Annotated in this window: 23 protein-coding genes; 11 read left to right on the forward strand and 12 right to left on the reverse strand. The window is 44.5% G+C overall.

All coding sequences use genetic code 11. From position 1 onward, the window contains the following. Positions 1-121: 121 nt before the first annotated feature. From cobT to FFR00_RS06855, 4 genes are read left to right on the forward strand one after another with little or no spacing between them, the layout of a single operon-like run. Positions 122-1,162 (forward strand): nicotinate-nucleotide--dimethylbenzimidazole phosphoribosyltransferase, encoded by a 1,041-nt coding sequence (cobT, locus tag FFR00_RS06840; protein WP_137672645.1) that lies wholly within the window; start codon positions 122-124, stop codon positions 1,160-1,162. Then, positions 1,149-1,952 carry an adenosylcobinamide-GDP ribazoletransferase gene (locus tag FFR00_RS06845; RefSeq protein ID WP_161985113.1) on the forward strand — a complete coding sequence of 268 codons (804 nt, stop codon included), beginning with the start codon at positions 1,149-1,151 and terminating at the stop codon, positions 1,950-1,952. Before cobT ends, FFR00_RS06845 begins: the two co-directional genes overlap by 14 nt. Continuing rightward, entirely contained in the window at positions 1,949-2,530 is a 582-nt protein-coding gene (locus tag FFR00_RS06850; protein ID WP_161985114.1) for a histidine phosphatase family protein, read from the forward strand. Before FFR00_RS06845 ends, FFR00_RS06850 begins: the two co-directional genes overlap by 4 nt. Continuing rightward, entirely contained in the window at positions 2,511-2,951 is a 441-nt protein-coding gene (locus tag FFR00_RS06855) for a lysozyme inhibitor LprI family protein (protein WP_137672648.1), read from the forward strand. Before FFR00_RS06850 ends, FFR00_RS06855 begins: the two co-directional genes overlap by 20 nt. Before the next feature lie 58 nt (positions 2,952-3,009). On the opposite strand, the gene FFR00_RS06860 is transcribed toward FFR00_RS06855, so the two are convergent. Then, positions 3,010-4,110, reverse strand: coding sequence for a ketoacyl-ACP synthase III (locus tag FFR00_RS06860; protein ID WP_137672649.1), 1,101 nt, complete (start codon positions 4,108-4,110; stop codon positions 3,010-3,012). A 258-nt stretch (positions 4,111-4,368) separates the two neighbouring features. Here FFR00_RS06860 and FFR00_RS06865 point away from each other — a divergent pair, with 258 nt between their 5' ends. Beyond that, complete coding sequence (locus FFR00_RS06865; RefSeq protein ID WP_137672650.1) at positions 4,369-4,689, forward strand: hypothetical protein; 321 nt, start codon at positions 4,369-4,371, stop codon at positions 4,687-4,689. Positions 4,690-5,001: 312 nt separating this feature from the next. Here FFR00_RS06865 and FFR00_RS06870 read toward each other — a convergent pair whose 3' ends face one another. The 7 genes from FFR00_RS06870 to FFR00_RS06900 all read right to left on the reverse strand — a co-directional run bounded on the left by FFR00_RS06870 (position 5,002) and on the right by FFR00_RS06900 (position 10,253). Beyond that, on the reverse strand, positions 5,002-6,489 hold the full coding sequence (locus tag FFR00_RS06870; protein ID WP_137672651.1) for a carboxypeptidase M32: 1,488 nt from the start codon (positions 6,487-6,489) through the stop codon (positions 5,002-5,004). 23 nt (positions 6,490-6,512) lie between these two features. After that, the gene (gene smrA / locus FFR00_RS06875) at positions 6,513-7,088 is read right to left on the reverse strand and encodes a DNA endonuclease SmrA (RefSeq protein ID WP_137672652.1); all 576 of its coding nucleotides are present in this window, start codon (positions 7,086-7,088) and stop codon (positions 6,513-6,515) included. Positions 7,089-7,160: 72 nt separating this feature from the next. After that, positions 7,161-7,304: a DUF3149 domain-containing protein gene (locus FFR00_RS06880; RefSeq protein WP_137672653.1), complete on the reverse strand. Its 144-nt coding sequence runs from the start codon at positions 7,302-7,304 to the stop codon at positions 7,161-7,163. A gap of 68 nt (positions 7,305-7,372) precedes the next feature. Further along, positions 7,373-8,248 carry a TraB/GumN family protein gene (locus FFR00_RS06885; RefSeq protein WP_161985115.1) on the reverse strand — a complete coding sequence of 292 codons (876 nt, stop codon included), beginning with the start codon at positions 8,246-8,248 and terminating at the stop codon, positions 7,373-7,375. Positions 8,249-8,311: 63 nt separating this feature from the next. After that, positions 8,312-9,145: an SDR family oxidoreductase gene (locus FFR00_RS06890; RefSeq protein WP_137672655.1), complete on the reverse strand. Its 834-nt coding sequence runs from the start codon at positions 9,143-9,145 to the stop codon at positions 8,312-8,314. Next, the gene (locus tag FFR00_RS06895; protein ID WP_137672656.1) at positions 9,142-9,810 is read right to left on the reverse strand and encodes a PilZ domain-containing protein; all 669 of its coding nucleotides are present in this window, start codon (positions 9,808-9,810) and stop codon (positions 9,142-9,144) included. Before FFR00_RS06895 ends, FFR00_RS06890 begins: the two co-directional genes overlap by 4 nt. A 224-nt stretch (positions 9,811-10,034) precedes the next feature. Beyond that, entirely contained in the window at positions 10,035-10,253 is a 219-nt protein-coding gene (locus FFR00_RS06900; RefSeq protein WP_137672657.1) for a DUF1127 domain-containing protein, read from the reverse strand. Between the two features lie 94 nt (positions 10,254-10,347). Between FFR00_RS06900 and FFR00_RS06905 the strand changes: the two genes are divergently transcribed. Beyond that, positions 10,348-11,298, forward strand: coding sequence for a LysR substrate-binding domain-containing protein (locus FFR00_RS06905; RefSeq protein WP_137672658.1), 951 nt, complete (start codon positions 10,348-10,350; stop codon positions 11,296-11,298). A gap of 37 nt (positions 11,299-11,335) precedes the next feature. Here the strand turns inward: FFR00_RS06905 and FFR00_RS06910 are convergent, their stop codons facing one another. Continuing rightward, complete coding sequence (locus FFR00_RS06910; RefSeq protein WP_137672659.1) at positions 11,336-12,058, reverse strand: DUF3108 domain-containing protein; 723 nt, start codon at positions 12,056-12,058, stop codon at positions 11,336-11,338. Positions 12,059-12,182: 124 nt separating this feature from the next. After that, entirely contained in the window at positions 12,183-14,855 is a 2,673-nt protein-coding gene (adhE, locus tag FFR00_RS06915; protein WP_137672660.1) for a bifunctional acetaldehyde-CoA/alcohol dehydrogenase, read from the reverse strand. Positions 14,856-15,417: 562 nt separating this feature from the next. Here adhE and FFR00_RS06920 point away from each other — a divergent pair. The 5 genes from FFR00_RS06920 to oppF all read left to right on the forward strand — a co-directional run bounded on the left by FFR00_RS06920 (position 15,418) and on the right by oppF (position 20,968). Beyond that, positions 15,418-17,046 carry an ABC transporter substrate-binding protein gene (locus FFR00_RS06920; protein WP_137672661.1) on the forward strand — a complete coding sequence of 543 codons (1,629 nt, stop codon included), beginning with the start codon at positions 15,418-15,420 and terminating at the stop codon, positions 17,044-17,046. A 102-nt stretch (positions 17,047-17,148) separates the two neighbouring features. Then, positions 17,149-18,069, forward strand: a complete 921-nt coding sequence (oppB, locus tag FFR00_RS06925; RefSeq protein WP_137672662.1) for an oligopeptide ABC transporter permease OppB — start codon at positions 17,149-17,151, stop codon at positions 18,067-18,069. Positions 18,070-18,078: 9 nt separating this feature from the next. Further along, positions 18,079-18,987, forward strand: a complete 909-nt coding sequence (gene oppC, locus FFR00_RS06930; protein WP_137672663.1) for an oligopeptide ABC transporter permease OppC — start codon at positions 18,079-18,081, stop codon at positions 18,985-18,987. 15 nt (positions 18,988-19,002) lie between these two features. Beyond that, entirely contained in the window at positions 19,003-19,977 is a 975-nt protein-coding gene (locus tag FFR00_RS06935) for an ABC transporter ATP-binding protein (protein WP_137672664.1), read from the forward strand. Position 19,978: 1 nt separating this feature from the next. Then, the gene (oppF, locus tag FFR00_RS06940; protein ID WP_137672665.1) at positions 19,979-20,968 is read left to right on the forward strand and encodes a murein tripeptide/oligopeptide ABC transporter ATP binding protein OppF; all 990 of its coding nucleotides are present in this window, start codon (positions 19,979-19,981) and stop codon (positions 20,966-20,968) included. Between the two features lie 75 nt (positions 20,969-21,043). On the opposite strand, the gene FFR00_RS06945 is transcribed toward oppF, so the two are convergent. Both FFR00_RS06945 and FFR00_RS06950 read right to left on the reverse strand, forming a co-directional pair. Next, positions 21,044-22,000 (reverse strand): 3'(2'),5'-bisphosphate nucleotidase CysQ, encoded by a 957-nt coding sequence (locus FFR00_RS06945; protein ID WP_137672666.1) that lies wholly within the window; start codon positions 21,998-22,000, stop codon positions 21,044-21,046. Continuing rightward, the gene (locus tag FFR00_RS06950; RefSeq protein ID WP_137672667.1) at positions 22,000-22,983 is read right to left on the reverse strand and encodes an oxidoreductase family protein; all 984 of its coding nucleotides are present in this window, start codon (positions 22,981-22,983) and stop codon (positions 22,000-22,002) included. Before FFR00_RS06950 ends, FFR00_RS06945 begins: the two co-directional genes overlap by 1 nt. Positions 22,984-23,042: the final 59 nt, after the last annotated feature.

Below are 23,042 nucleotides of genomic sequence, written 5' to 3' on the forward strand. Positions count from 1 at the left end.
GATTAAGACTTTTATCATCAGTATAGAAAATTCCTAGAGTCTTCATGGATATTTTTCTTAAAACCCGATATTAAACACGCTAAGCTAAAGGGATTGCACATACGTTGCTAGGAAATTGATTTTGCATAATAAATTTGTTATTGAAGCCTTGGACTCTGGATTGGCTGAAGCCCTGAAAAACAAGATTGATCTTAAAACCAAGCCGCAAGGTTCCCTAGGGCAACTTGAAGACTTGGCCTGCCAGATTGGCCAGATTCAATCTACCCTAGAGCCTGAGATTCGTAAGCCTAAAATGATTGTGTTTGCTGCTGATCATGGGATAGCGAGTGAAGGGGTGAGCGCTTATCCACAGGCTGTTACGGCGCAAATGGTGCAAAATTTTGTTAATGGTGGCGCTGCAGTTAATGTGTTTTGCCGCCAACACCGCCTCGATTTCGAAATTGTAGATGTAGGCGTGGCTGAATTATTGTCAGAAGAGGGGATTGAGTGTTGCAAGGTAGCGCCAAGTACTCAAAGTTTTTTAGCGAGTGATGCAATGAGCCAAGCACAATGCATACAAGCCATTGAAGTGGGCGCAGAGCGGGTAGCGCAAGCCGCACGAGAAGGCTCTAACTTATTAGCTTTTGGGGAAATGGGCATTGCCAACACAGCTAGTGCGGCAGCGTTAATGGCGGGGTGTTTACAGCTTGATGTTGCAGAGTGCGTAGGCCGTGGGACTGGATTAGATGACCAAGCCTTACAGCATAAAGTCACAGTGTTAGAGCAAGCTATAAAGCACCACCAAGGTGACTATAGTGCTCAGCAGTGGCTGGCTAAAGTCGGTGGTTTTGAAATTGCAGCTATGGTGGGTGCAATGTTAGAAGCTGCTCATCGCCGAATGGTTATTTTAGTGGATGGATTTATTTGTTCATCAGCAGCTTTAGTAGCCAGCCAAATCAACCCTTTAGTAAAACAATACATGGTGTTTTGCCATCAAAGTGCCGAGCAAGCACATCAGCGTTTATTAAAAGCATTAGGCGTCAAGGCTTTGTTAGATTTGTCTTTACGTTTGGGCGAGGGCAGTGGGGCGGCGTTGGCCTATCCGTTAGTGTGTTCGGCAGTTCACTTTTTAAAGGAAATGGCTTCATTCGATTCCGCCGGAGTTAGCCGTGAGCATAGCTAAGCTGCTTAAGCATGAGCTCAACCTGCTGTTGAACGCCTTAAGTTTTTTTAGCCGAGTACCGGTGCCTAACAGTGTCACTTACAATGCGACCAGTTTAAGCCAGTGCGTGGCTTATTTTCCTTTTGTAGGCTGGTTAGTCGCGTGGCTTAGCGCTGCGGTAATGATTGGCTTGATCCCGGTATTGGGTGCGCCATTAGCGGTGTTGTTGTCGATGGTAGCCAGTTGCTGGGCGACTGGCGCATTTCATGAAGATGGTTTTGCAGATTGCTGCGATGGCTTTGGTGGCGGTTACCAAACCGAACAAATACTCACCATTATGAAAGACTCCCGCTTAGGCACTTATGGTGTGCTGGGTTTGTGTTGCATGTTGGCGTTAAAGTTTTCCGCCTTATTAAGCCTTAGCCAGCAATTGTCGATGATGAATCTGTTATTGGTTATCTGGCTTGCTCATAGTTTAAGCCGCTTTAGCGCGGTGTTACTGATATGGCGCTTAGATTATGTACGCGAGCCATCTGAGCCAAGCAAAGCTAAAGCAGTCGCGCAGTCTATTGGGCGTAAAGAACTTGTGCTTGCATTATGTTGGGTAGCTGTTCCGGCAATCTTAATCAGTACTGATTTTTTGGCACTTGCTCTGATAAGTAGTTTGGTCGTTACAGTGCTTTGGGCCAGATACCTTAACTTAAAGCTTGGTGGTTATACTGGCGACGGTTTAGGGGCTCAGCAGCAGCTCGCAGAAGTGATGATTTATATTGCCTTGGTGGCTGGGTTAAATACCGGTGTATTGGTGTGACCCGAGTATTGTTGATACGCCACAGCGCTCCACTGATTGCGCCAAATCATTGTTACGGCCAGTTAGATGTCTTAGCCGAATCGACAGGCTTAACACAGGCGGTAACTAAACTCAGCGCTCAGCTTGCTGCATTATCTATCGACAAGGTTATTTGCAGCCCACTACAGCGTTGCTCACAGTTAGCTGACGCTTTGGGGTTAGCGAAAGTAGTAGAATACCAAACTTGGCTCAAAGAGATAAACTTTGGCCTTTGGGAAGGGCAAAGCTGGGATACTATTCCAGCCGCGGAATTACAAGCTTGGGCCGATAATTTAAACTCTTTTCGCTTAGGAAAAACGGGCGAAACGGTGACCGAGTTTCGAGCGCGAGTATTGAATGAATGGCTGCAACTGTGCGCGCTTCCAGAGCAAGAAAAGACCATAGTTTGCATCTGCCATGCGGGTGTTATCCGCACCATTGTGGGAGAGGTACAAAACTTAGCTATCGAGCAGTCTATGACGCTTCCCCTTAACATGGGCTCACTCACTAGCCTTAAGATCCATTCTCAAGGAGTTACGCTTGAATACACCAATCGTTAGTTTTTTTACAGCGGTAGCGCTGAGCTTTTCTATGCCGAGTGCGTTTGCTCAAGAACAAGCTCTGGGCGGCGCTGAGGCGGGTTCACCCAAAGTGAATATTATTGGCAAGTGCTGGCAGCGAGACACCAAGCCAGAAGTAAACAAATGCTTAGAAAACAGCTTGGCACAATTGGACCATCAAGTGCGGCAACGTTTAGTGGCGTTAAATCATCAAGCTGTTGAATTGGAATCCATTAGTGAAGGCGCAAGAGGGATCGTGAGTGCACTAGATAACGCTAAGATTGAGTTTGGTGAATTTAGACGCTCTTTGTGTGAGTGGGAACGTTTAATGATGGCTGGAGGCAGCGGATCTGGTAGCCAATATTTAAGTTGCGAAATAGAGCTTACTCAGCATTGGTTAACTCGTTTAAGTCAGTGGTAGTGCTGGGTTAAAATGGATACAGCTAGACTAGTATCTAGCTGTATCAGGTTTTAGTTACTTAGGCCTCAGCTTCCGCTTTACGAGCCTCTTGGCAGCCCTTAATGGCTGGCGCAAGGATCTCTAAGGCAGTTTTATCGCAAGGGCTTAAGCTGGCGTCTGATTGATTGATTGGCGTAACCCGCTTACCCCAGCGAATAGCCGCCGCTCCCCAGGTTAAACCCGCACCAAAGGCTGCAAGCAATACGTTATCACCGGGTTTGATTCGACCTTCTTCTAAGGCTTCACAAAGCGCAACTGGTACGGTAGCTGCGGAGGTATTACCGTATTTTTCAATGTTCACCATAATGTTGTCGTACGGAGCATCAATACGTTTAGCCAGCGCATCAATAATACGTAAGTTAGCTTGGTGAGGCACAATAAAGTCAACTTCGTTATTGGCTATATTGGCTTGTGCAAGCACATTAGTCGCCGCTTCGCCCATGCCTTTTACTGCGCGTTTGAAGATTTCTGGTCCCTCAAACTGAAAGTTGTATAAGGTGTCTACACCAGAAAAGCGCTTACGGTTTGTTCCGAAATCAGAGATAAACAAAATCTCACGCTTTTCGCTGTCACAACCTAACTTGGCCGCTAAGAACCCCACTTTTTCTGCGTCGTCATTAGCTTCTAAAATAACCGCTCCTGCGCCATCGCCAAATAATACGGCGGTATCGCGTTTGGTCCAATCGAGAAGTTGAGTCAGGCGCTCAGCACCAATTAACAAAATGCGCTTCATTGCTCCGGTTTGAATAAGTGCAGACGCCGTTTGCATACCATAAACAAAGCCACTACAGGCAGCGTTCATATCAAATACTGCAGCCTGGTCAGCTTTTAAAATTTGTTGAACACGGCTGGCGCTGCTCGGTACCGAGGTGCCAGGGGTGCAGGTACACAAAATAATCGCGTCTAGCTGATCTGCTGTTAGGCCGGCGGCTGCCAAAGCTTGTAAGCCTGCTGTTGCTGCCAATTCAGCAATATCAACATGCGAAACACAGCGCTCTTTAATCCCTGTGCGGCTACTAATCCACTCATCCGATGTGTCGAGAAGTGTACTTAAGTCGTGGTTAGTGAGTCGTGCTGGAGGCATACATTTGCCCCAACCGGTTATTTCAGCATTGTGCATAGCGAGCTTAAAATCCTAGCTAATTTATAGTGCAAAGGATTATGCCTGATGCTCGGCAAATAACCAAACGAGAGCAAAATTTAGTCTCGAACTGCTAGTTTTGAGGCTTAGTTTAAAATTCTAGTCAAAGCTGTCGTTTTGTAGGGCTTTTTGTGCGATAATTGTCCGAAATTGATGGACTAGACCTGCAGAAGTGTAGGCATATTTGTGTGACAGGGATGCTTTATTTTTCTCTGACTAACGTAAATGAGGTCTATTATGACTATTCACAATATACATTCCACCCTGTCTCCGCCTGGTGCGCAAGATGATAAAACTACTTGTTTTAATGATAATACGCGTTTTTTTGTGCTAACCGTTGATTTCTACGCAGACTCTTTAAGCTTATTGGCCTTTGGTGGTGATGTGATTGGCAATTTGCCTCCTACTAAACAGGTGGCGGTAAATGGCGAAGTGGACGATCTTGATAGTTTTTTCCGCACCATGTTTATTTGGTCGTTTTCCAGTATCTCCGAAGTGGACGCACCTTCCCCATTGAATCCTCAAGATTGGTTGTTACTAGACGCGAACGAAGCGTAGATTAACCCAAGAACTAGGGCGCTAGTTGTATAGCGTCCAATTGTTTTATCAGAGAGTCAAAGTAACGTGCCCCCGAAGCTTTTAATTCAATATTCTGGAGTTGTGCAAGTCTTAGCGACAGTAACCCAGCTTCACTCTTAGCTAAAGCTGGTGCCAAAGTGAGTAATTTAGTTTATGGATTACTGAGAAGATCTGATGGTTGCTTGAATCAATCGTTTAATGAGCCATTTAATCATCAACAGTGGGATTCGCGACAAGCTTAAGGTGGGAATGGCAACTGCTACTTGGGTAGCAATTGCCTATTAGCCTCTTCTATAAGTACCTTGTACGAAGATGTTGTTCAAAATACTGGCTATTCAATGTTTCGCCAGTGGCGCGGCGTACCAACTCATCGGTTTCATAAATACTGGCTTGCGACCAAATATGCTGTTGAAGCCAAGCAAAGGCTCCACTGTAATCTCCAGCGGCAATCGCTTGTGGAGTATCTGGTTTTGCTTTTACCAGAGCAGCATGAAACTGCGCCGCATACACTGCCCCAAGTGAGTAGGAGGGGAAGTAGCCGATTAAGCCAGCAGGCCAATGTACATCTTGCATGCAACCATCTTTAAAGTTCCCCTTGGTGGATAAGCCTAAATATTGCTTCATCTTTTGGTCCCACAGCTCTGGGATATCCGCCACACTAATTTTCTGATTAATTAAGTCTCGCTCTAATTCGTAACGCAACATAACATGAGCAGGGTAGGTGAGCTCATCTGCGTCGACGCGAATGTAACCGGGCTTAACGCTTAAGTAGTGGCGTTTAAGTTCTTCTAATTGCATGGGTTGTTGTTGGCATAAATGCTGATTAACCAAGGGAAGCAGCTGCTCTACAAATGATTGGCTGCGCCCTAGCTGCATTTCAAAAAATAGGCTCTGACTTTCATGAATACCCATAGAGCGGGCTTGGCCAAGGGGCAAGTCTAGGTAATCTAGCGGTAGGTTTTGCTCATAACGGGCATGTCCTGTTTCATGTACTACACCCATTAATGAACGGGTAAAGTCTTCTTCTTCGTAACGGGTGGTGATACGAACATCGCTAGGTACGCCGCCACAGAAGGGGTGAGCGCTTACATCTAATCGGCCGCGCTTAAAATCAAATTGCAGTTTTTCCATTACAGCCAAGCCAAGTTGCTTTTGTTGCTCGCTAGGAAAAGGCCCATTTAGCTGTAGTGCAGGCCAGGTAGATTGCTTATCAACCACTTGTTGAATTAGTTGCGGTAACCAAGTTTGGATCTCGCTAAATACCGTGTCTAAACGTTGCATTTGCATGCCTGGTTCGTATAAATCCAGCATAGCATCATAAGGATTCAAACCTGTTTGCTCGGCACGGATCTGTGCTTCTTCTATCGCCAGTTGCATAACGGCTTGCAGGTTTACCTGAAAAGATTTCCAGTCGTTGGCGCCACGTTGGTCTCGCCAAGCGTGCTCACAATGAGCAGTGGCTAAAGACTTTGCTTTTACTAAGTCTGCTGGCAGTGCAGTATTGTTGCGCCAACTGCGTTCCATTTCTCTTAATGAAGCTTGTTGAATAGGGTTAAGGTTTTCTTGTGCAGCCTGGCCTAACCAATCTTGCATTTCAGGGCGAGTGGCTTTTTCATGAATGAGCACCGCTAGTTCGGCAAGGGCTTCTGCGCGTGCTTGATTGCCGCCATCTGGCATCATGGTAGCTTGATCCCAGCCGCATATAGCACTTAAATGTGACAGCTTAGAAAGGTGCTGAAAATGTTGGCTGAGTGCTTGGTAAGCGCTTTGCTTAGACATAGTAATTCCTTGAGTAACCTAGTTTACGCTAGGCGGCGAGCGTGACGCTCACGGTTATCGAGTTTTTGTGACTCACTTTTTTTCAATAAAACGTAAATAGCGCCTGTGCCACCGTGCATGGTTTGGGCACTATGAATGGCTAATACCGCATCAATTTGTGGTAACCATTGGCTTACGTAACTTTTAAGTAAAGCGGGCGGTTCACTGTTGTGGCCTTTACCAGGAATGATAAGGGCGCTACGAATATTGAGCTCTTGGCACTGCTTAATAAAGCTCACCACCTCGTTACGAGCTTGTTCTAGCCTAAATTTATGTAAATCGAGTTTGGCTTGAATCTCATATTTGCCTAAGCGTAGCTTTTTAAACACACCTTGTTGTAAGCCTGACTTTTTGAATGACACTAAATCGTCAGGATGAAGCAGGGTGACATGCTCGAGGGATAAATAATCTTGAGAAGTGGCGTGATGATGCTCTGCGGCTTGTTGACGCGCTTGCTTGGCTGCATCATTGAGGCTATCAGAACCACTGAGTACCGCATCTTGTTTTAACGGTTTTACGCCAGCAACTTCTTGCTGGAAAAGATCAAATTCATTAGACATAAAAGAACCCCTGAACAACGAAGTCCCTTCTTTATAAAACAGAGCGGGCAGCGGTGCAACCGCTGCGTTTGCTTAATTTTGTGGAGGTTCGCTTTGACGAATTTTTTTCAAGAAGTAATAAGTATAAAAACCCATCAATGCAATTGTAGTGGCAATTACAGTGACAGACATTAATCCAATGCTGTTACCGAACAGTAAATCTAGCCAAAGTTCCATTGCTAACTCTCCTTTCAAGTAAGTAAAGTTAGCATAATTTAGTCAATGAAATGTCAAATTGATGTGGGTCAATTTGTTAAAGGATCGACTTCACGGATTGCGTAACCCAGTTTTTTAAGGCTCTCTAATAGCCCTTGCTCACCGTATAAATGCATGGCACCCACTACCACGAAACTGGTATTTTCAAGCTGAGTAAGTTGTTTCATCCAGTTGCGATTTCGCTGATAAAGAAGTTTTTCAAGTACCTGTTCAGCCCCTTGTTGAAACATTGGGTCGTCGTTGAGTAAGTTAAGTAGCTTGTTATTCTCGCCGTTATTCCAATGGCTGACTAATTGCTTGAATAAATCAGGCACTTGGTCAAAGTCATCAAGGGTTTGCTCCAGTAACGGAACTTGAATGCTGCTTAGGCTACTTAATGCTTCTATTTGATCGGCAAAAGTTTCAAGCTCATATACTGGAGTATTACTATGTGCCGCTTGCTTAATAAAGTGCAAATCTAGACCAAGCTCTGGCTGATAACCTAAAGTTTGCATTTGCAGCTGGCTAAGTACCACCGCTACATACCAGGGCTGCATATTATCGAAAATGTGCGAAGAAAAACCCAATTCTTTGCTGCGCTTGGCTAAAAGCGTCATGTATTGAGGGCTGATATAGTCACTAAGACTTTTGCCGGCAGGCAGTTGGCTAGCAGCACTAAGCACTTGTTGGTCTTGGCTGCTAATGTTGCTCACGTTAGTTTCAATTACTAAGCGCTGGCTTTGTTGGTAAGCCTCAGTAAATGGCGCAGGTAGTGGATAAAAATCTTCGGTACCAAGATGAATCGATCCAAATAGATACAGCTGTTGATGTCCTTTAGTTGCTAACCAAAGCGAAGGCTCTGCAGCAATTTGGCTGCTAGAAAATATAAGTAATAAAGAGCCTAAACGGCTGATCCAAGGTTTCATGGTTAATCCACTCATACAAAGAGAAAACTACTTTAACATGAGTGGTTTAAGGTGCCAGTAGCTTTAGCTTTTTTTAAGAATTGCGTCCAGTATGGCAACCGGCAGAATGCGCCGTAACCAAGCAAACAAATGAGTAGGGAAGGTGACGTAATAACGCGCTTTAGGCTTGTTGGCTTCTAATGCGTGCAATAGCGCTTTGTAAACGGCGCTAGCGGGCAAGGTGAATTGGCTACTTGGCCCTTCTTGCGCTAATCGCTCAAGCGTTTGCTGGTAAGCTTGCTGGTGGCGAGTATTGTTAGCATCGATATGTTGCTCAAAAGCGCGTTTGGCATTTTGTCTAAACTGGCTAGTAATAGGACCGGGTTCGATAAGTGATAAGTGCAGCGGCGTGTCAGATAGTTCCAAACGTAGCGTATCGGTATAACCTTCTAGGGCAAATTTACTGGCGTTGTAAGCTCCACGGTACTTCATGGCCACCAAGCCTAATACCGAGCTGTTTTGTATGATACGACCATGTTGCTGTTTGAGCATGTGTGCTATGGCCAAACGGCTTAGGTGGTGCCAGCCAAAAAGATTGGTTTGAAACTGCTCACGTAAGGCCTGGGTAGGTAAATCTTCTAATGCCCCTGGCTGGCCATAAGCGCCGTTGTTAAACACTGCGTCGAGCTGGCCATTGCTAAGGTTTAAGGCTTGTTGCCAAGCAGACTCTATAGAGGTATCGCTGGCCAAATCTAGCTGCACGCAGAGAAGACCAGCTTGCTGGAGACGCAGAACATCATCAGCCTTTCGGCAGGAAGCGATAACCTTATAACCGCGCGAATGAAGTTGCTGGGCGCAGTACAGACCAATGCCTGAACTACAGCCAGTAATTAAAATGGAGCGGGAGGTTTGGCTCAAGCAATACCCTGTATTTTCTTCTCATAGGCTTTATCAACTAATTGCCTATCAATTTGTTCATTTACAATCTCGTAATCTTGAACAAACTGGCAGCCGAGTGCAAATTCATTACGCTCGTTCGGAGTGTTTTTTATTTGGCAGGTAAGAATTATCGGGTCATCTCGTTTAGGAAAGCGAGTTTGTAACTGAAGGTTCTTATCTTTAAGCACATTGATATTAAATTTGTTAGCCGCGCTAGGTACAAACTTACAACCGCGTGAGGAGATGTCTTTTAGTACACCGCGTAATACGTGTTTAGAGTCTAAGTGTAAGGTAGCGGGTTGGTAACACTCGTAACGGTCGTATTTACGCAGTGGCATAGACATAACATTTTGCGGATATTGTAAAATCATCCAACGGGCAGGTTCATTAATTAGCGTGACAATTTCAGAGCGGAAGGCAATAAGTTTGCCGTCCCAATGAAAACGCGCGTTGACTTCGCAGCCTTCACTAATAATGTTAATACCTGAGTTTGCGTCCCCGCCATTGAGGCGACAAATAATATAGCTGGTTTGATCAACACCAATCCAATGGCCCTTAAAGTCAGCGGCCTTTTTGAAACGAGTGGTAATGCTTAGGTTAATCCCGCAATTAGGCGGTACTTTGTGAAATTGTACTTGATCCATAAAGAAGAAACGCTAAATCCATTTATTGCTGCCACTAGAGGCGGGCGGCGTGGCTTAATTTCGATGATTCTAGCGGAAAACAATCAAAAAAAACATCTTGTAAAAATATATCTCAGAGCAGATTTTATTTTGTAAAAACTCAATTAGTTTAGGGCTTTAAATAAAACACATTAACATCAACGAATTATAAAGCCCTTATGATAAATACCTTTGTTTGCGTAGACTTAGTATTTCCAAAATGGTTTTTCCGCTTCGTGCATCGCTTCGGCTCTGCTTACCCCAATGTCTTTAAGTAAGTAGTCTGGAAGTGACGCTAGCTCTTTGCGGCTTTTTCTGCGTAACAGTAAGCGGCTAATGTAGTTTGGCAAGCGTGTAATGCTTAATTTAATTACATCATAAACACTGTGTTGAACGTGACGGTTGGCCTGATTTAAGTAACTCATGATGAACTCCTTTTGTGTTGATGGTTAAAAAGTACGCTAAATTGGGGTAAGCTGACAAACGACTAAAATTGACTTTCGGTTAAGGAAAACTTAAGTGAGTGAGCGTTTGCCACCCTTGCAGGGCTTGTACTATTTTTATCTGGCGGCAGAGACGGGCAGTTTTAAACAAGCTGCCGAGAAACTGTTTGTTAGTGCCGCAGCCATGAGCCAGCAAATTCGCCAGTTAGAAGAGAGAGTTGAGGTACAGTTGTTTGAGCGGCAACATCGTAAGGTAGTGCTAACGCCGGAAGGTGTTACCTTGCATCACTATGCCAAACAGGCTTTTCGTAGCCTGCAGGATGGGGTACGACAAATTAGCCAAGACCCAGATCCACTCAGCTTATCGTTATCGGTATTGCCATCGTTCGCTCAGCATTGGCTGGTGCCACGGCTTGGTGAGTTTAGCCAGCAGCATCCAGATTTGTCGGTAATGCTTATGCCCAAAAACAGCTTGATTGATTTTCGCCAGGATCGCGTGGACTTATGTGTACGTTATGGCTTGGGTGATTACGAAGGATTGCATTCGGTTAAATTGATGGATGATCATCTTTATCCAGTATGTCATCCCTTGTATTTAAAGCAGCACCCCATTGAATCGCTCGATAACTTAAGCGAACACACCGTGATAGATGATGCGAGGCCAGATATGAACTGGCAACATTGGCTGCAAGTGGCTGGTTATGAATCAAGTACAGCTAAGGCTAATTTACGTTACCAGGGCGCTCATGTGGTTATTGAGGGGGCGTTAGCGGTGCAAGGAATAGCCTTAGTAAGACATAGCTTGGCATGGAAATATATTCAGCAAGGTGTGTTAGTAAAGCTAGGAAAGGTAGAAGTGAAGCCGCGTTACAGCTATTACTTGGTTGCACCTAAACCCTATTTTAATCGTGACAAAATAAAGCAGTTTAGCGACTGGATTCAGTTGCAAGCGTATCAGTTTTGGGCAGAAGCTGAATTGCAGCGTGTTCAAAGTAAAATAGTGAACACGCAGATGATGAAGTATTAACGGTAGGCTTTAGTTCTTCCGATTTAGTTCTTCTGATTTAGTTCTTAACGATTTGTTGATCGTCTAAACCTTGAATATCAAGTCGAGTGGCCTCAAGGGTTGCCCAACTTTTACCGTTACGAATAATCTCAGCTTTAACCAGATGGTAATCTAACTCTGGCGCTAGCCATAGCCAAGTGCTACGGCCTTCTCGTTTCTTTTGTTCAACTTTTAAGGCTTGAAAAGTGCCCAAGTTAGTTTCAACGGTTTCTTCCGCCACCACGGTAAAGCGGTAGTTATCTACCTCGTCAATCACGTTGTAGTGATAGTCTAAATCGGTTAGGCCTTTCTTTAAGTCATTCTGTAGTTGTACTGAAAAGCCCGCCGCATCCATTAACTGGTGTACATCTTCTGGCGCTTCAAAATGATGGCGCTCGCCATCAACATCTACAATTAATCCACCCTTTCTATCGGGATGTCCTGTGACCTGGGTAGTAGAAAAAAGGCCGCTTTGCTTCAGCACAAAACCTAAAGTTTGTACGTCTTGTTCATGGTAGGTAAAACGCGAGGTATCGTCGTACTTTAAACCGCCAGCGAGGGCAGTGCCAATGCTTTTAATTTGATAGGTATCGTTACCTAAATCGATAAGTTGACGATAGCCTTTTGCAATAGGGATGCCTTTAAAGTTCGCGCTATATTCAGCCTCAAAGGGCAAAACCTCGGCTAGGCTGGCGGTGCTAATTAACAAAGCCGATAGAGCAATAGCTTTTGAAAGTGACATAACAATAACCCCAGAATATCTTTAAATGAGTATAGCTGCCCGATATGACAAAGCGTAAGGCGAATTTTAAAGTAAAAAAAAGGCCCCGTAAACGGAGCCTTAAAGTTCAGGACTTAGTTAGCAATTAAGCTTTCGCTTTAGTTGCTTTCTTAGCCGCTGGTTTTTTAGCTTTTTGAGACTCAGCTTCAGCACTGTCTGCTGCTTCGGTGTATGGACGACCGTAGTATGAATCAAGTAGTACTTGCTTCAATTCGCTGATTAATGGGTAACGTGGGTTTGCACCAGTACATTGGTCATCAAACGCGTCAACCGCTAGCTCATCAACTTTCGCTAAGAAGTCAGCTTCGTTCACACCAGCTGCTTGAATTGATAGTGGAATATCAAGCGCCACTTTCATTTCATCTAACCATGTTAACAATGCGTTAATCTTGTCTTCAGTGTTACCTGCAGTGAAGCCTAAGTGTGCCGCAACTTCAGCATAACGAGCACGCGCTTTAGGGCGATCGTACTGCGAGAATGCAGTTTGTTTAGTTGGGTTGTTAGTTGCATTGTAACGAATAGTGTTCGAAATCAACAACGCATTTGCTAAACCGTGTGGTACGTGGAACTCAGCTCCTAGTTTGTGCGCCATTGAGTGACACACACCCAAGAAGGCATTCGCAAAAGACATACCAGCGATAGTTGCAGCATTGTGAACTTTCTCACGAGCAACTGGGTCTGTTTTACCGTTAGCGTAAGAGCTAGGTAGGTATTCTTTAAGTAATTTAAGTGCTTGTAGTGCATGTCCGTCAGAGTACTCGTTGGCTAGTACAGAAACGTAAGCTTCCATAGCGTGAGTAATCGCATCGTAACCACCAAAGGCACATAAAGACTTAGGCATATCCATTACTAAGTTCGCGTCAACTACTGCCATGTTAGGCGTTAGTTCGTAATCAGCTAATGGGTATTTTTGACCAGTTGAATCGTCAGTTACAACGGCGAACGGTGTTACTTCAGAACCAGTACCAGAAGTAGTAGTAATACATACTAGTTCTGCTTTAGAACCCATTTTAGGGAACTTGTAAATACGTTTACGGATATCCATAAAGCGCATTGATAGGTCTTCGAAATCAGTTTCTGGGTGCTCGTACATTACCCACATGATTTTCGCAGCGTCCATTGGTGAACCACCACCAACAGCTAGAATAACGTCAGGCTGGTAGCTATGACATGCTGCAGCGCCGGCTTTTACTACTGTTAATGTAGGGTCAGCTTCAACTTCGTGGAATACTTCAACTTCCATGCCTTTTTCTTTAAGGATAGAGCGAAGGTCGTCGATGTAACCATTGTTGAATAAGAAACGGTCAGTCACGATAAGTGCGCGTTTCTTGCCATCTAGGTCGTCCATAGCGATGGGTAATGAACCACGACGGAAGTAGATAGATTTAGGAAGTTTATGCCACAACATATTCTCAGCTCGCTTCGCTACAATTTTCTTGTTGATTAAGTGTTTTGGACCCACGTTTTCAGAAATCGCGTTACCACCCCAAGAACCACAACCTAGCGTTAATGAAGGCGCTAATTCGAAGTTGTAAAGGTCACCAATACCACCGTGTGAAGAAGGTGTATTCACAAGAATACGTGCAGTCTTCATTTTGTCACCGAAGTAAGCAATACGATCAGCGTTAGCATCTTGGTCGGTGTAAAGTACAGATGTGTGACCAACACCACCGATGTCTAATACGATACCCGCTTGGCGAACAGCATCTTCAAAGTCTTTCGCTTTGAACACACCTAGCGTTGGAGATAGTTTCTCATGAGCAAACTCATCATCGTAAGACGCTTCTAAGCCTTCACCGATTAAGATTTTGGTTGCTTTCGGTACTGTTACGCCCGCTAGCTCAGCAATTTTGTATGCTGGTTGGCCAACGATTTTAGCGTTAAGCGCGCCATTGATAAGCAGTACTTTACGTACTTTATCTGCGTCAGCCTTGTTAAGCACAGCTGCGCCGTATTTAGCGAAACGCGCCATAACTTCGTCGTACTTAGATTCAACGATGATAGCCGCTTGCTCAGAAGCACAGATTACGCCGTTATCAAAAGTCTTAGACATTAAGATAGAAGAAACAGCACGCTTAACGTCAGCAGTTTCGTCGATAACAACAGGTGTGTTACCCGCGCCAACACCAATTGCTGGCTTACCTGAAGAGTAAGCAGCTTTAACCATGCCTGGGCCACCAGTTGCAAGGATAAGAGAGATGTCATCGTGCTTCATTAATGCGTTTGACAATTCAACAGAAGGAGTATCAATCCAACCGATGATATCTTTTGGGGCACCGGCTTCAATTGCTGCATCTAACACGAGCTTAGCAGCGAAGTTAGTTGAGTTTTTAGCACGTGGGTGCGGAGAGAAGATACAACCGTTACGCGTTTTCAAGCTGATTAAAGCTTTGAAAATGGCTGTAGACGTTGGGTTAGTCGTTGGTACGATTGCACACACAATACCCACTGGCTCAGCGATAGTAATTGTGCCGCCTTCGTCGTTGCGGTCGATAACGCCACAAGTTGGTTCGTCTTTATATTTGTTGTAGATGAACTCAGAAGCGAAGTGGTTCTTGATCACTTTGTCTTCCATAATGCCCATGCCAGACTCTTCAGCCGCCATACGAGCTAGTTCGATACGTGCTGTAGAAGCAGCGAGTGACGCAGCGCGGAAAATCTTGTCCACTTGTTCTTGGTCAAAAGATGCAAATTCAGCTTGCGCTGCCTTTACTCGAGCAACCATTGCGTTTAACTCATCAATATTACCTACAGGCATCCTGTTCTCCTCATTTAAACTAAAACTAATTAGTAAACCGATACTGTCTAATTCGAATCTGAAAATCGTAGACCGTTATGTCGCTTTAGTGGTTTAGTAATTAACTTTCACCAGCGATTATAATAGCCCTTTAGTGGTACCACTTGATCCAGATCATGTGTTGCTAAGTTACAAATGTAAAAAAATCACTAAATAATTACAGCGATATTTAGCGATTGGTGTAATTTTTGAACATTTATTGTAATTTTAACCATATTCTTTTGTAATACAAAAGGGTGGTAATTCTAAGTAAAGGTGATTTTTACTGATCATTAACAATAATTGTTAGAGGTTAGCTTAACTTAGTGCTTTAACAATAAAAAACTATTTATTTGCGAGAATAATAGGGATGAATGGGCTGTAAAAGGTAACTTATTATTTGTCGTTTTTGTTATTCGAGTGTAGCATCTGGCGTGTATGAGCTTTTTATTAGAATATTGTACTGATTTAATATTCATGTAAAGTGAATGGAAATATCACAGAAGGCTAAAATATAGCTCACTGTGTCAATATGGAGATGAAAATGAAAACTGCTAAAACCCTCGCGGCTAGCCTCGTTAGCGCCGCAATACTAAGTACCTTCACTACCGCTACTTTTGCTGCAGATGTTCCTGCTGGCGTTAAACTTGCGCCGGTACAAGAATTAGTCCGTGGTAACGGTACTGAGCCTGCTTCTTTGGACCCTCATAAAACCGAAGGTGTTCCTGAATCAAACGTGATTCGAGAGCTTCTTGAAGGGTTAGTAAACCAAGACGGCGATGGCAATTTAGTGCCTGGAGTAGCAGAGTCATGGGAAACTAAAGACAATAAAACCTTCGTTTTTCACCTACGTAAAGACGCAAAATGGTCAAATGGCGATGCATTAACGGCTCACGATTTTGAATATAGTTTCAAACGCGCTGTAGACCCTAAAACAGCCGCTCCTTACTCTTGGTATTTAGAAATGACTACCATGGTAAACGCAGCAGAGATTATTGATGGCAAAAAACCAGCCTCTGAATTAGCGGTTACCGCCTTAGACGATTACACCCTCGAAATTAAACTTGAGCAAGCGCTACCGTATTTCGTAGCGATGACTTCTCACACCACCTTGAAGCCAGTTCATCGCGCAACGGTAGAGAAGTTTGGTGACAAGTGGACGCTACCTGCAAACTTCGTGGGTAATGGCGCTTATAAAGTGAGCGAGTGGGTAGTTAACGAGAAAATCGTAATGGCTCGCAATGATAACTACTGGGACAACGACAGTACTGTTATTAACAAAGTGACTTACCTACCTATCGAGAACCAAGTCACCGACATGAACCGCTTTTTAGCCGGTGAAATCGATATGACTTACGAAATGGCTAACGAGCACTTTAAGCGTATGCAGAAAGAGCAGCCAGATTCGTTAAAAGTAACGCCTTACTTATGTTCTTACTACTACGGCTTTAACAACAAAAAAGCCCCGTTTGACGATGTTCGAGTGCGCAAAGCTTTGTCTTACGCCATTGATCGTGACGCAGTCGCTAAATTCATTGTAGGTAAAGGCGAATTGCCAGCTTACAATTTTGCTCACCAAAAAGTGGCTGGCTTACAAGTTGATACGCCAGATTACGCAACCTGGACACAAAAAGAGCGTAACGCTAAAGCAGCGGCGTTACTGGCCGAGCTAGGTTACGGTAAAGACAAGCCTTTAGAGTTTACTTTGTTGTATAACACCAGTGAGAACCACAAGAAAATTGCTATTGCGGTAGCGTCTATGTGGAAGAAAACGTTGGGTGTTAAAGTTAACCTTGAAAACCAAGAGTGGAAAACTTTCCTAGATAACCGCCGTAACGGTAACTACGATGTTACTCGCGCGGGTTGGTGTGGTGATTACAACGAAGCGTCTACCTTCCTTTCGTTAATGCAAAGCAACAACGGTAACAACGACCAATTCTACAATAGCCCTGCTTACGATGGCTTTATGAATGGTGCGATGGCTGCTGTAGACGATGCCGTTCGCAGTGATAACTACCGTCAAGCGGAAGCGCAACTTGCTCAAGATATGCCGCTTGCACCTATCTACCACTATGTAAATGCGCGTTTGGTTAAACCAACAGTGGGTGGTTACCCAATGAATAACGCGGAAGATAAAATTTACACCAAAGATCTATACATCATCGCTAAATAATTGATGTTTGTTGAATAAGGCACCTTGCTTATCAGGGTGCCTTATTTTGTTGTTAGCTAGTTAATAGTGTGCAACGAAAATAAATAAAAGCTGGATACTTGTATGATTAAGTTCATCTTAAAACGAATGTTAGAAGCAATCCCCACTTTGCTGGTATTGATTACTATCACCTTTTTCATGATGCGTTTTGCCCCGGGAAGCCCTTTCTCTGGTGAGCGCTCACTACCGCCTGAAGTCCTCGCCAACATCGAGGCGAAATACGGTTTAGATAAACCGGTTTTGGAGCAGTATTTCTCCTATTTAGGCAGTTTGGCTCAAGGCGACCTTGGCCCTTCATTTAAATATAAAGACTACACCGTGAATGAGTTAGTGGCGCAAGCCCTACCGGTGTCTGCCAAAATTGGCTCAATCGCCTTTATATTCACAGTATTAATGGGTGTGTCTGTTGGCACGCTAGCGGCACTTAAACAAAACACCTGGATGGACTTTAGTATTATGTCTACGGCAATGGCCGGGGTGGTGATGCCTTCCTTTGTATTAGCCCCTACCTTGGTGTATATCTTCGCCATTAAGCTGCAATGGCTACCCGCAGGCGGGTGGAATGGGGGGCAATTGCAATACATCATATTGCCGATGCTTGGCATGTCTTTACTCTACGTTGCGTCTTTTGCGCGGATTATGCGCGGTAGCATGATTGAAGTATTAAGCTCCAATTTTATCCGTACCGCTAAAGCTAAAGGCCTACCTTATCGCCACATCATATTGCGCCATGCTTTACGTCCTGCACTGCTACCAGTGGTGTCGTATATGGGGCCAGCGTTTGTCGGTATTATTACTGGCTCGGTAGTGATTGAAACCATTTTTGGTTTACCGGGCTTTGGTAAGTTGTTTGTAAACGGCGCGCTTAACCGAGATTACTCATTAGTATTAGGTTTAACCATTCTGATTGGTAGTTTCACTATTATTTTCAATGCGATTGTCGACATTTTATATGCCTTCATCGATCCGAAAATTCGCTACTAGGAGGCTGCTATGTTAGATAATAAACAGAACAGCGAAGCGCTTAGCGAGTTCGCCGATAAGTTGGAAATTGAAGGTCGCAGCCTGTGGCAAGACGCCCGCATGCGCTTTATGCGCAACCGCGCGGCGATGGTGAGTTTGGGCATCTTAGTATTTATTACCTTGTTAGTGGCATTTGGCTCGCACCTTAGTGAGTTTGCTTTTGACGATACTGACTGGGGCGCTATGCATCATGCACCTTCTATCGAGAGTGGCCATTATTTTGGCACCGATTCTTTAGGTAGAGACATGTTTGTACGTACCTTATTAGGTGGTCAAATATCGTTACTTGTTGGCGTAATGGGGGCATTTGTAGCGGTGCTTATTGGCACCTTGTATGGCGCCACTTCTGGCTTTTTGGGTGGCACAGTAGACCGAGTCATGATGCGCTTGCTAGAGATCCTTTATGGTATTCCATTCATGTTCTTTGTGATTTTGTTGGTGACCTTTTTTGGCCGTAACATCTTCTTGGTATTTGTGGCGATTGGTGCAGTATCGTGGTTAGACATGGCGCGTATTGTTCGTGGCCAAACCTTAAGCCTTAAAAACAAAGAATTTATTGAAGCCGCCGAAGTATGTGGTGTATCTAAATGGAAGATCATTACTCGCCATATTGTGCCAAACGTATTAGGCATTGTGGCGGTGTACGCCACTTTACTGGTGCCGCAAATGATTCTTACAGAGTCATTCTTAAGCTTTTTAGGTTTAGGTGTACAAGAGCCAATGACATCTTGGGGCGCACTATTACAAGATGGTTCGCAGACCATGGAAATTGCCATTTGGCAATTGCTGTATCCAGCGGCATTTATGGTTGTCACACTATTCAGTTTTAACTATGTAGGCGACGGTTTACGTGATGCCTTAGATCCGAAAGATCGGTAAGGCAAGGGTATAACAATGAGTTTATTAGACGTTAAAGACCTTCGCGTGGAGTTTTCAACTCCTGAAGGCAGTGTTACAGCAGTGAACGATTTAACCTTTTCATTGGAAGCCGGACAAACCTTAGGCATTGTGGGTGAATCGGGTTCTGGTAAAAGCCAAACCGCTTTTGCTTTAATGGGATTACTAGCGAAAAACGGCATCATTTCTGGCGAAGCGCTGTTTAATGGTCAGCAAGTGCTTAACTTGCCTGAACAGCAGTTAAACGCTATTCGTGCTGAGAAAATCTCGATGATTTTCCAAGACCCAATGACTTCGCTCAACCCTTATATGAAAGTAGGTGAGCAGCTTAAAGAAGTATTGCGTTTGCACAAAGGCATGAGTAATCGTGAAGCCCATGTAGAAGCAGTGCGCATGCTAGATGCGGTGAAAATGCCAGAAGCTGAAAAGCGCATGGCGATGTATCCACATGAGTTTTCTGGCGGTATGCGTCAGCGCGTAATGATTGCGATGGCCTTACTTTGCAAACCACAATTATTGATTGCCGATGAGCCTACCACTGCCTTGGATGTTACCGTTCAAGCGCAGATAATGACTTTGTTAAACGAACTTAAAAGTGAGTTTAATACGGCGATTATTATGATTACTCACGACTTAGGAGTTGTAGCGGGTATTTGTGACAAAGTGCTGGTGATGTACGCCGGGCGAACCATGGAATATGGGAGCGCTAAAGACGTATTCTATCGACCAAGCCACCCCTATACAGAAGGCCTGTTAAAAGCGATTCCACGCTTGGATACCGAAGGTGAAATACTGCCAACAATTCCGGGTAACCCACCTAACTTGTTAAAGCTTCCGCAGGGCTGTCCATTCCAGGAGCGTTGCCACAGAGTGAGTGATCACTGTCGTCAGCACACGCCTGAACTAAGCACTTTTGGCGATCAGCGTCAGCGTGCTTGCCATGACAACTTCCACTTAAGCGGAGGCCAATAACATGAGTGATAAAGCCTTATTGCTGGACGTAGTGGATTTAAAAGTCTATTTCAAAATTAAGAACAACAAAGGTTTGCCTTGGGCACCGGCGGCTACTTTAAAAGCGGTAGACGGTGTATCACTAAAACTCTATCAAGGTGAAACCTTGGGTGTGGTTGGTGAGTCTGGCTGTGGTAAATCTACCTTTGCGCGTGCGGTGATTGGCTTAGTGCCAGCCGAAGCGGGTAAGGTGGTGTGGTTAGGCCAAGACTTAACTAAATTGCCCCATAAAGAACTACGTGAGAAACGTAAAGAGATTCAGATGATCTTCCAAGATCCGCTGGCCTCGTTAAACCCACGCATGACCGTTGGCGATATTATTGCCGAGCCTTTACAAACCTTTTACCCCAAGCTGAGCAAGGCAGAAGTTAAGCAGCAGGTAAAAGAGATGATGACCAAAGTAGGTTTATTGCCTAACGTTATTAACCGTTATCCGCATGAGTTTTCTGGTGGTCAGTGTCAACGTATTGGTATTGCACGGGCGCTAATCTTAAAACCTAAGATGATTATTTGTGATGAACCGGTCTCTGCCTTAGATGTATCGATTCAAGCACAGGTGGTTAACTTACTTAAAGAATTACAGGCTGAAATGGGGCTTAGCCTTATTTTCATTGCTCATGATTTATCGGTAGTGAAACACATTTCTGACCGAGTGTTAGTGATGTATTTGGGGAATGCAGTAGAGCTGGGCACATCGAAAGCACTATTTGATAAACCCACACATCCATATACTAAAGCCCTCATGTCGGCAGTGCCAATTCCTGATCCTGATTTGGAACGTAACAAAACCATTGATTTGCTAGAAGGCGATTTACCTTCGCCTATTAGCCCGCCATCGGGGTGTGTATTCCGCACTCGCTGTCCAATTGCTACCGAGCAGTGTGCTCAGTTAAAACCGCAGTTGGAAGGTACTAGCGATCACTCAGTGAGCTGTATTCATACTGCAGTGTAAGCCTTAGTCGGGAATAAAAAGCCAGACACTTGTCTGGCTTTTTTGTTGCTTAGCTTTCGCTTGGTCGCTTTGACCTTAGATATCACTAAACTGTTGATTCAGCTTTAAAGCTAAAATCTGTTCAGCTATATCTTGGGAGCTGGCATACAACACGCCTTGCTGATTCATAAAGCTAGAACCTGAGTTATTTAGCGCTAGGGTTTGACCCAAACTGTCACTTACCCACGCTCCTCTTCCCCTTGCAATAGCAGCGGTAGCGGCAAAATCCCAAATGCTGCCACCGCCCTCGTTGCGCTTAGCTAGTTTCAAGTAAAAAGCATCATTGCTTTCCATTGCTGAGCAAGCGTTTACTACCGCGCCAGCATCTTGATTAACCACTAACTCTTGGTAGCCTAAACGATTAGCTAAGGCGCTTAGCTGCTGCTTTAGCGGGCTAAAGTAGGCTTCTTTCAAGCTACTTCTATCACAGTAAAATACTAAGGCTTGGTTAATTTTAGCCGTGCTAAGGCTAAACGTTTGCTGCTGTTTAATGCTTCGGTATTGATGGGAGTTCACGTCAAAGTAGCTGTGATACAAAACTTTGGAGAAGGGAAGGTATACCACTCCAATCAATGGCTGACCTTGCTTGTTTACAAGGGCGATAGACACCGCGCAACCATTGCCGCCTTCAATAAAGGGTAGGGTGCCATCAAGAGGGTCAATGGCCCAAAATGCTGGTTGAGTGAGCCTTGGGTGTTGGCTAAGACTGTGTTGCTGAGTATTTTCTTCGGCTAATACCGCCAGCTCAAATTGCTGAGTAGCCTGTTTCAAGTGGTCTAAAATCAATTGCTCACAGTACACATCAACCTGAGTCACCACTTGCGCACTTAAACTTAGGGTAGAAGATTTGCGATCAACCTCTAGTGAGCTACGCGGGAAAGCGGCGATGTACTCACCGGCTTGTTGTGCGGCTTCAATGGCGAGTTGCGTAAGCTGCTCAAGGTTCGCCGCGCTAAATGGGCAGGATATTGATGGATGATTAATGCTATTCACTAAGCTAGGGCCTTAAGCGCACGTTGGGTTTGTTGTTCGCTGTAACTATTGAGTTTCCAATGGTCAGGGCTCCAGCCAAGCAGAAACCGCTGAAAGTCGGCCCAGGCGAAGGGATATAACGCGCGCCACTGACGTTCTAGCTCGGCAACGTTTACTAAGCTTATCTTATAGTGCGAAATAGCCTGCTTAAGCTGGTTAAAGTAGACTTCAAGAAAATGGTCTTGTTGTTCAAAACATTGCTGTTCACTTAAACAGCTGCCCATAAACAAGACTAAATCCTGAATGCCACAGCCTTTACCCACGTATTGAAAGTCTACCGCAGCTGCTTGGCTCACCTCTTGGTTAAAGCAAAAATTAGCAAGTTTGGCATCTCCGTGAATCAAACAATGGTAGTCACTGTTTTGTAGTTGTTGGTCGATGGCCGTCGCTGCTTGCTTGAGTGGACTATCTTCCATGGCAGCGAGTTCGTCTGGGCGGGTAGCTAAATGCCAGTAGCTACCTTGTTGCCAAAGTTGTGCTGCTGAGGCTTGTAAAAAACGCGCATGAAAGTAAGCCAGCCAACGCACACATATCAATGCTTGTTCTGCGCTTACTTGTTGTTTTACTTGATTGAAACCGAGAGTATGTAAGTCTTCAAGAACCAGCCATTGTTGATTGTTATCTGCACTTAGGTCTAACAGGCTTGGAACGTAACAATTGTTATCACAGGCTGCTGCAAAGTGTTGATACCAAGCAAGTTCAACTTGATAAGAGCGAACTTTACGCTGGTGAGAGCCTTGAGTATTCCATCCGCGAGGGTGTTCTACTTGCTCTGGATAACGAATATTTTTAACCACTAGGCTAGAGCGCAACCCCTGCTTAAAGTGCACTCTTAGTAATTCGCCATATCCGCCCCATAGTGACTGAATCAACTCGCTATGGTGAATCTGTTTGGTTTGGTTTATTTGGCAAAGTTTTGCTTGTTGTTGGATACTTAAAGACATTAAAATAATTGTGGTTCGAGTATCTAGATATAGTACGTCATACGAGCACCTAAACACGA

Source organism: Agarivorans sp. Toyoura001 (assembly GCF_005405585.1).
Taxonomy (GTDB): Bacteria; Pseudomonadota; Gammaproteobacteria; order Enterobacterales; family Celerinatantimonadaceae; genus Agarivorans.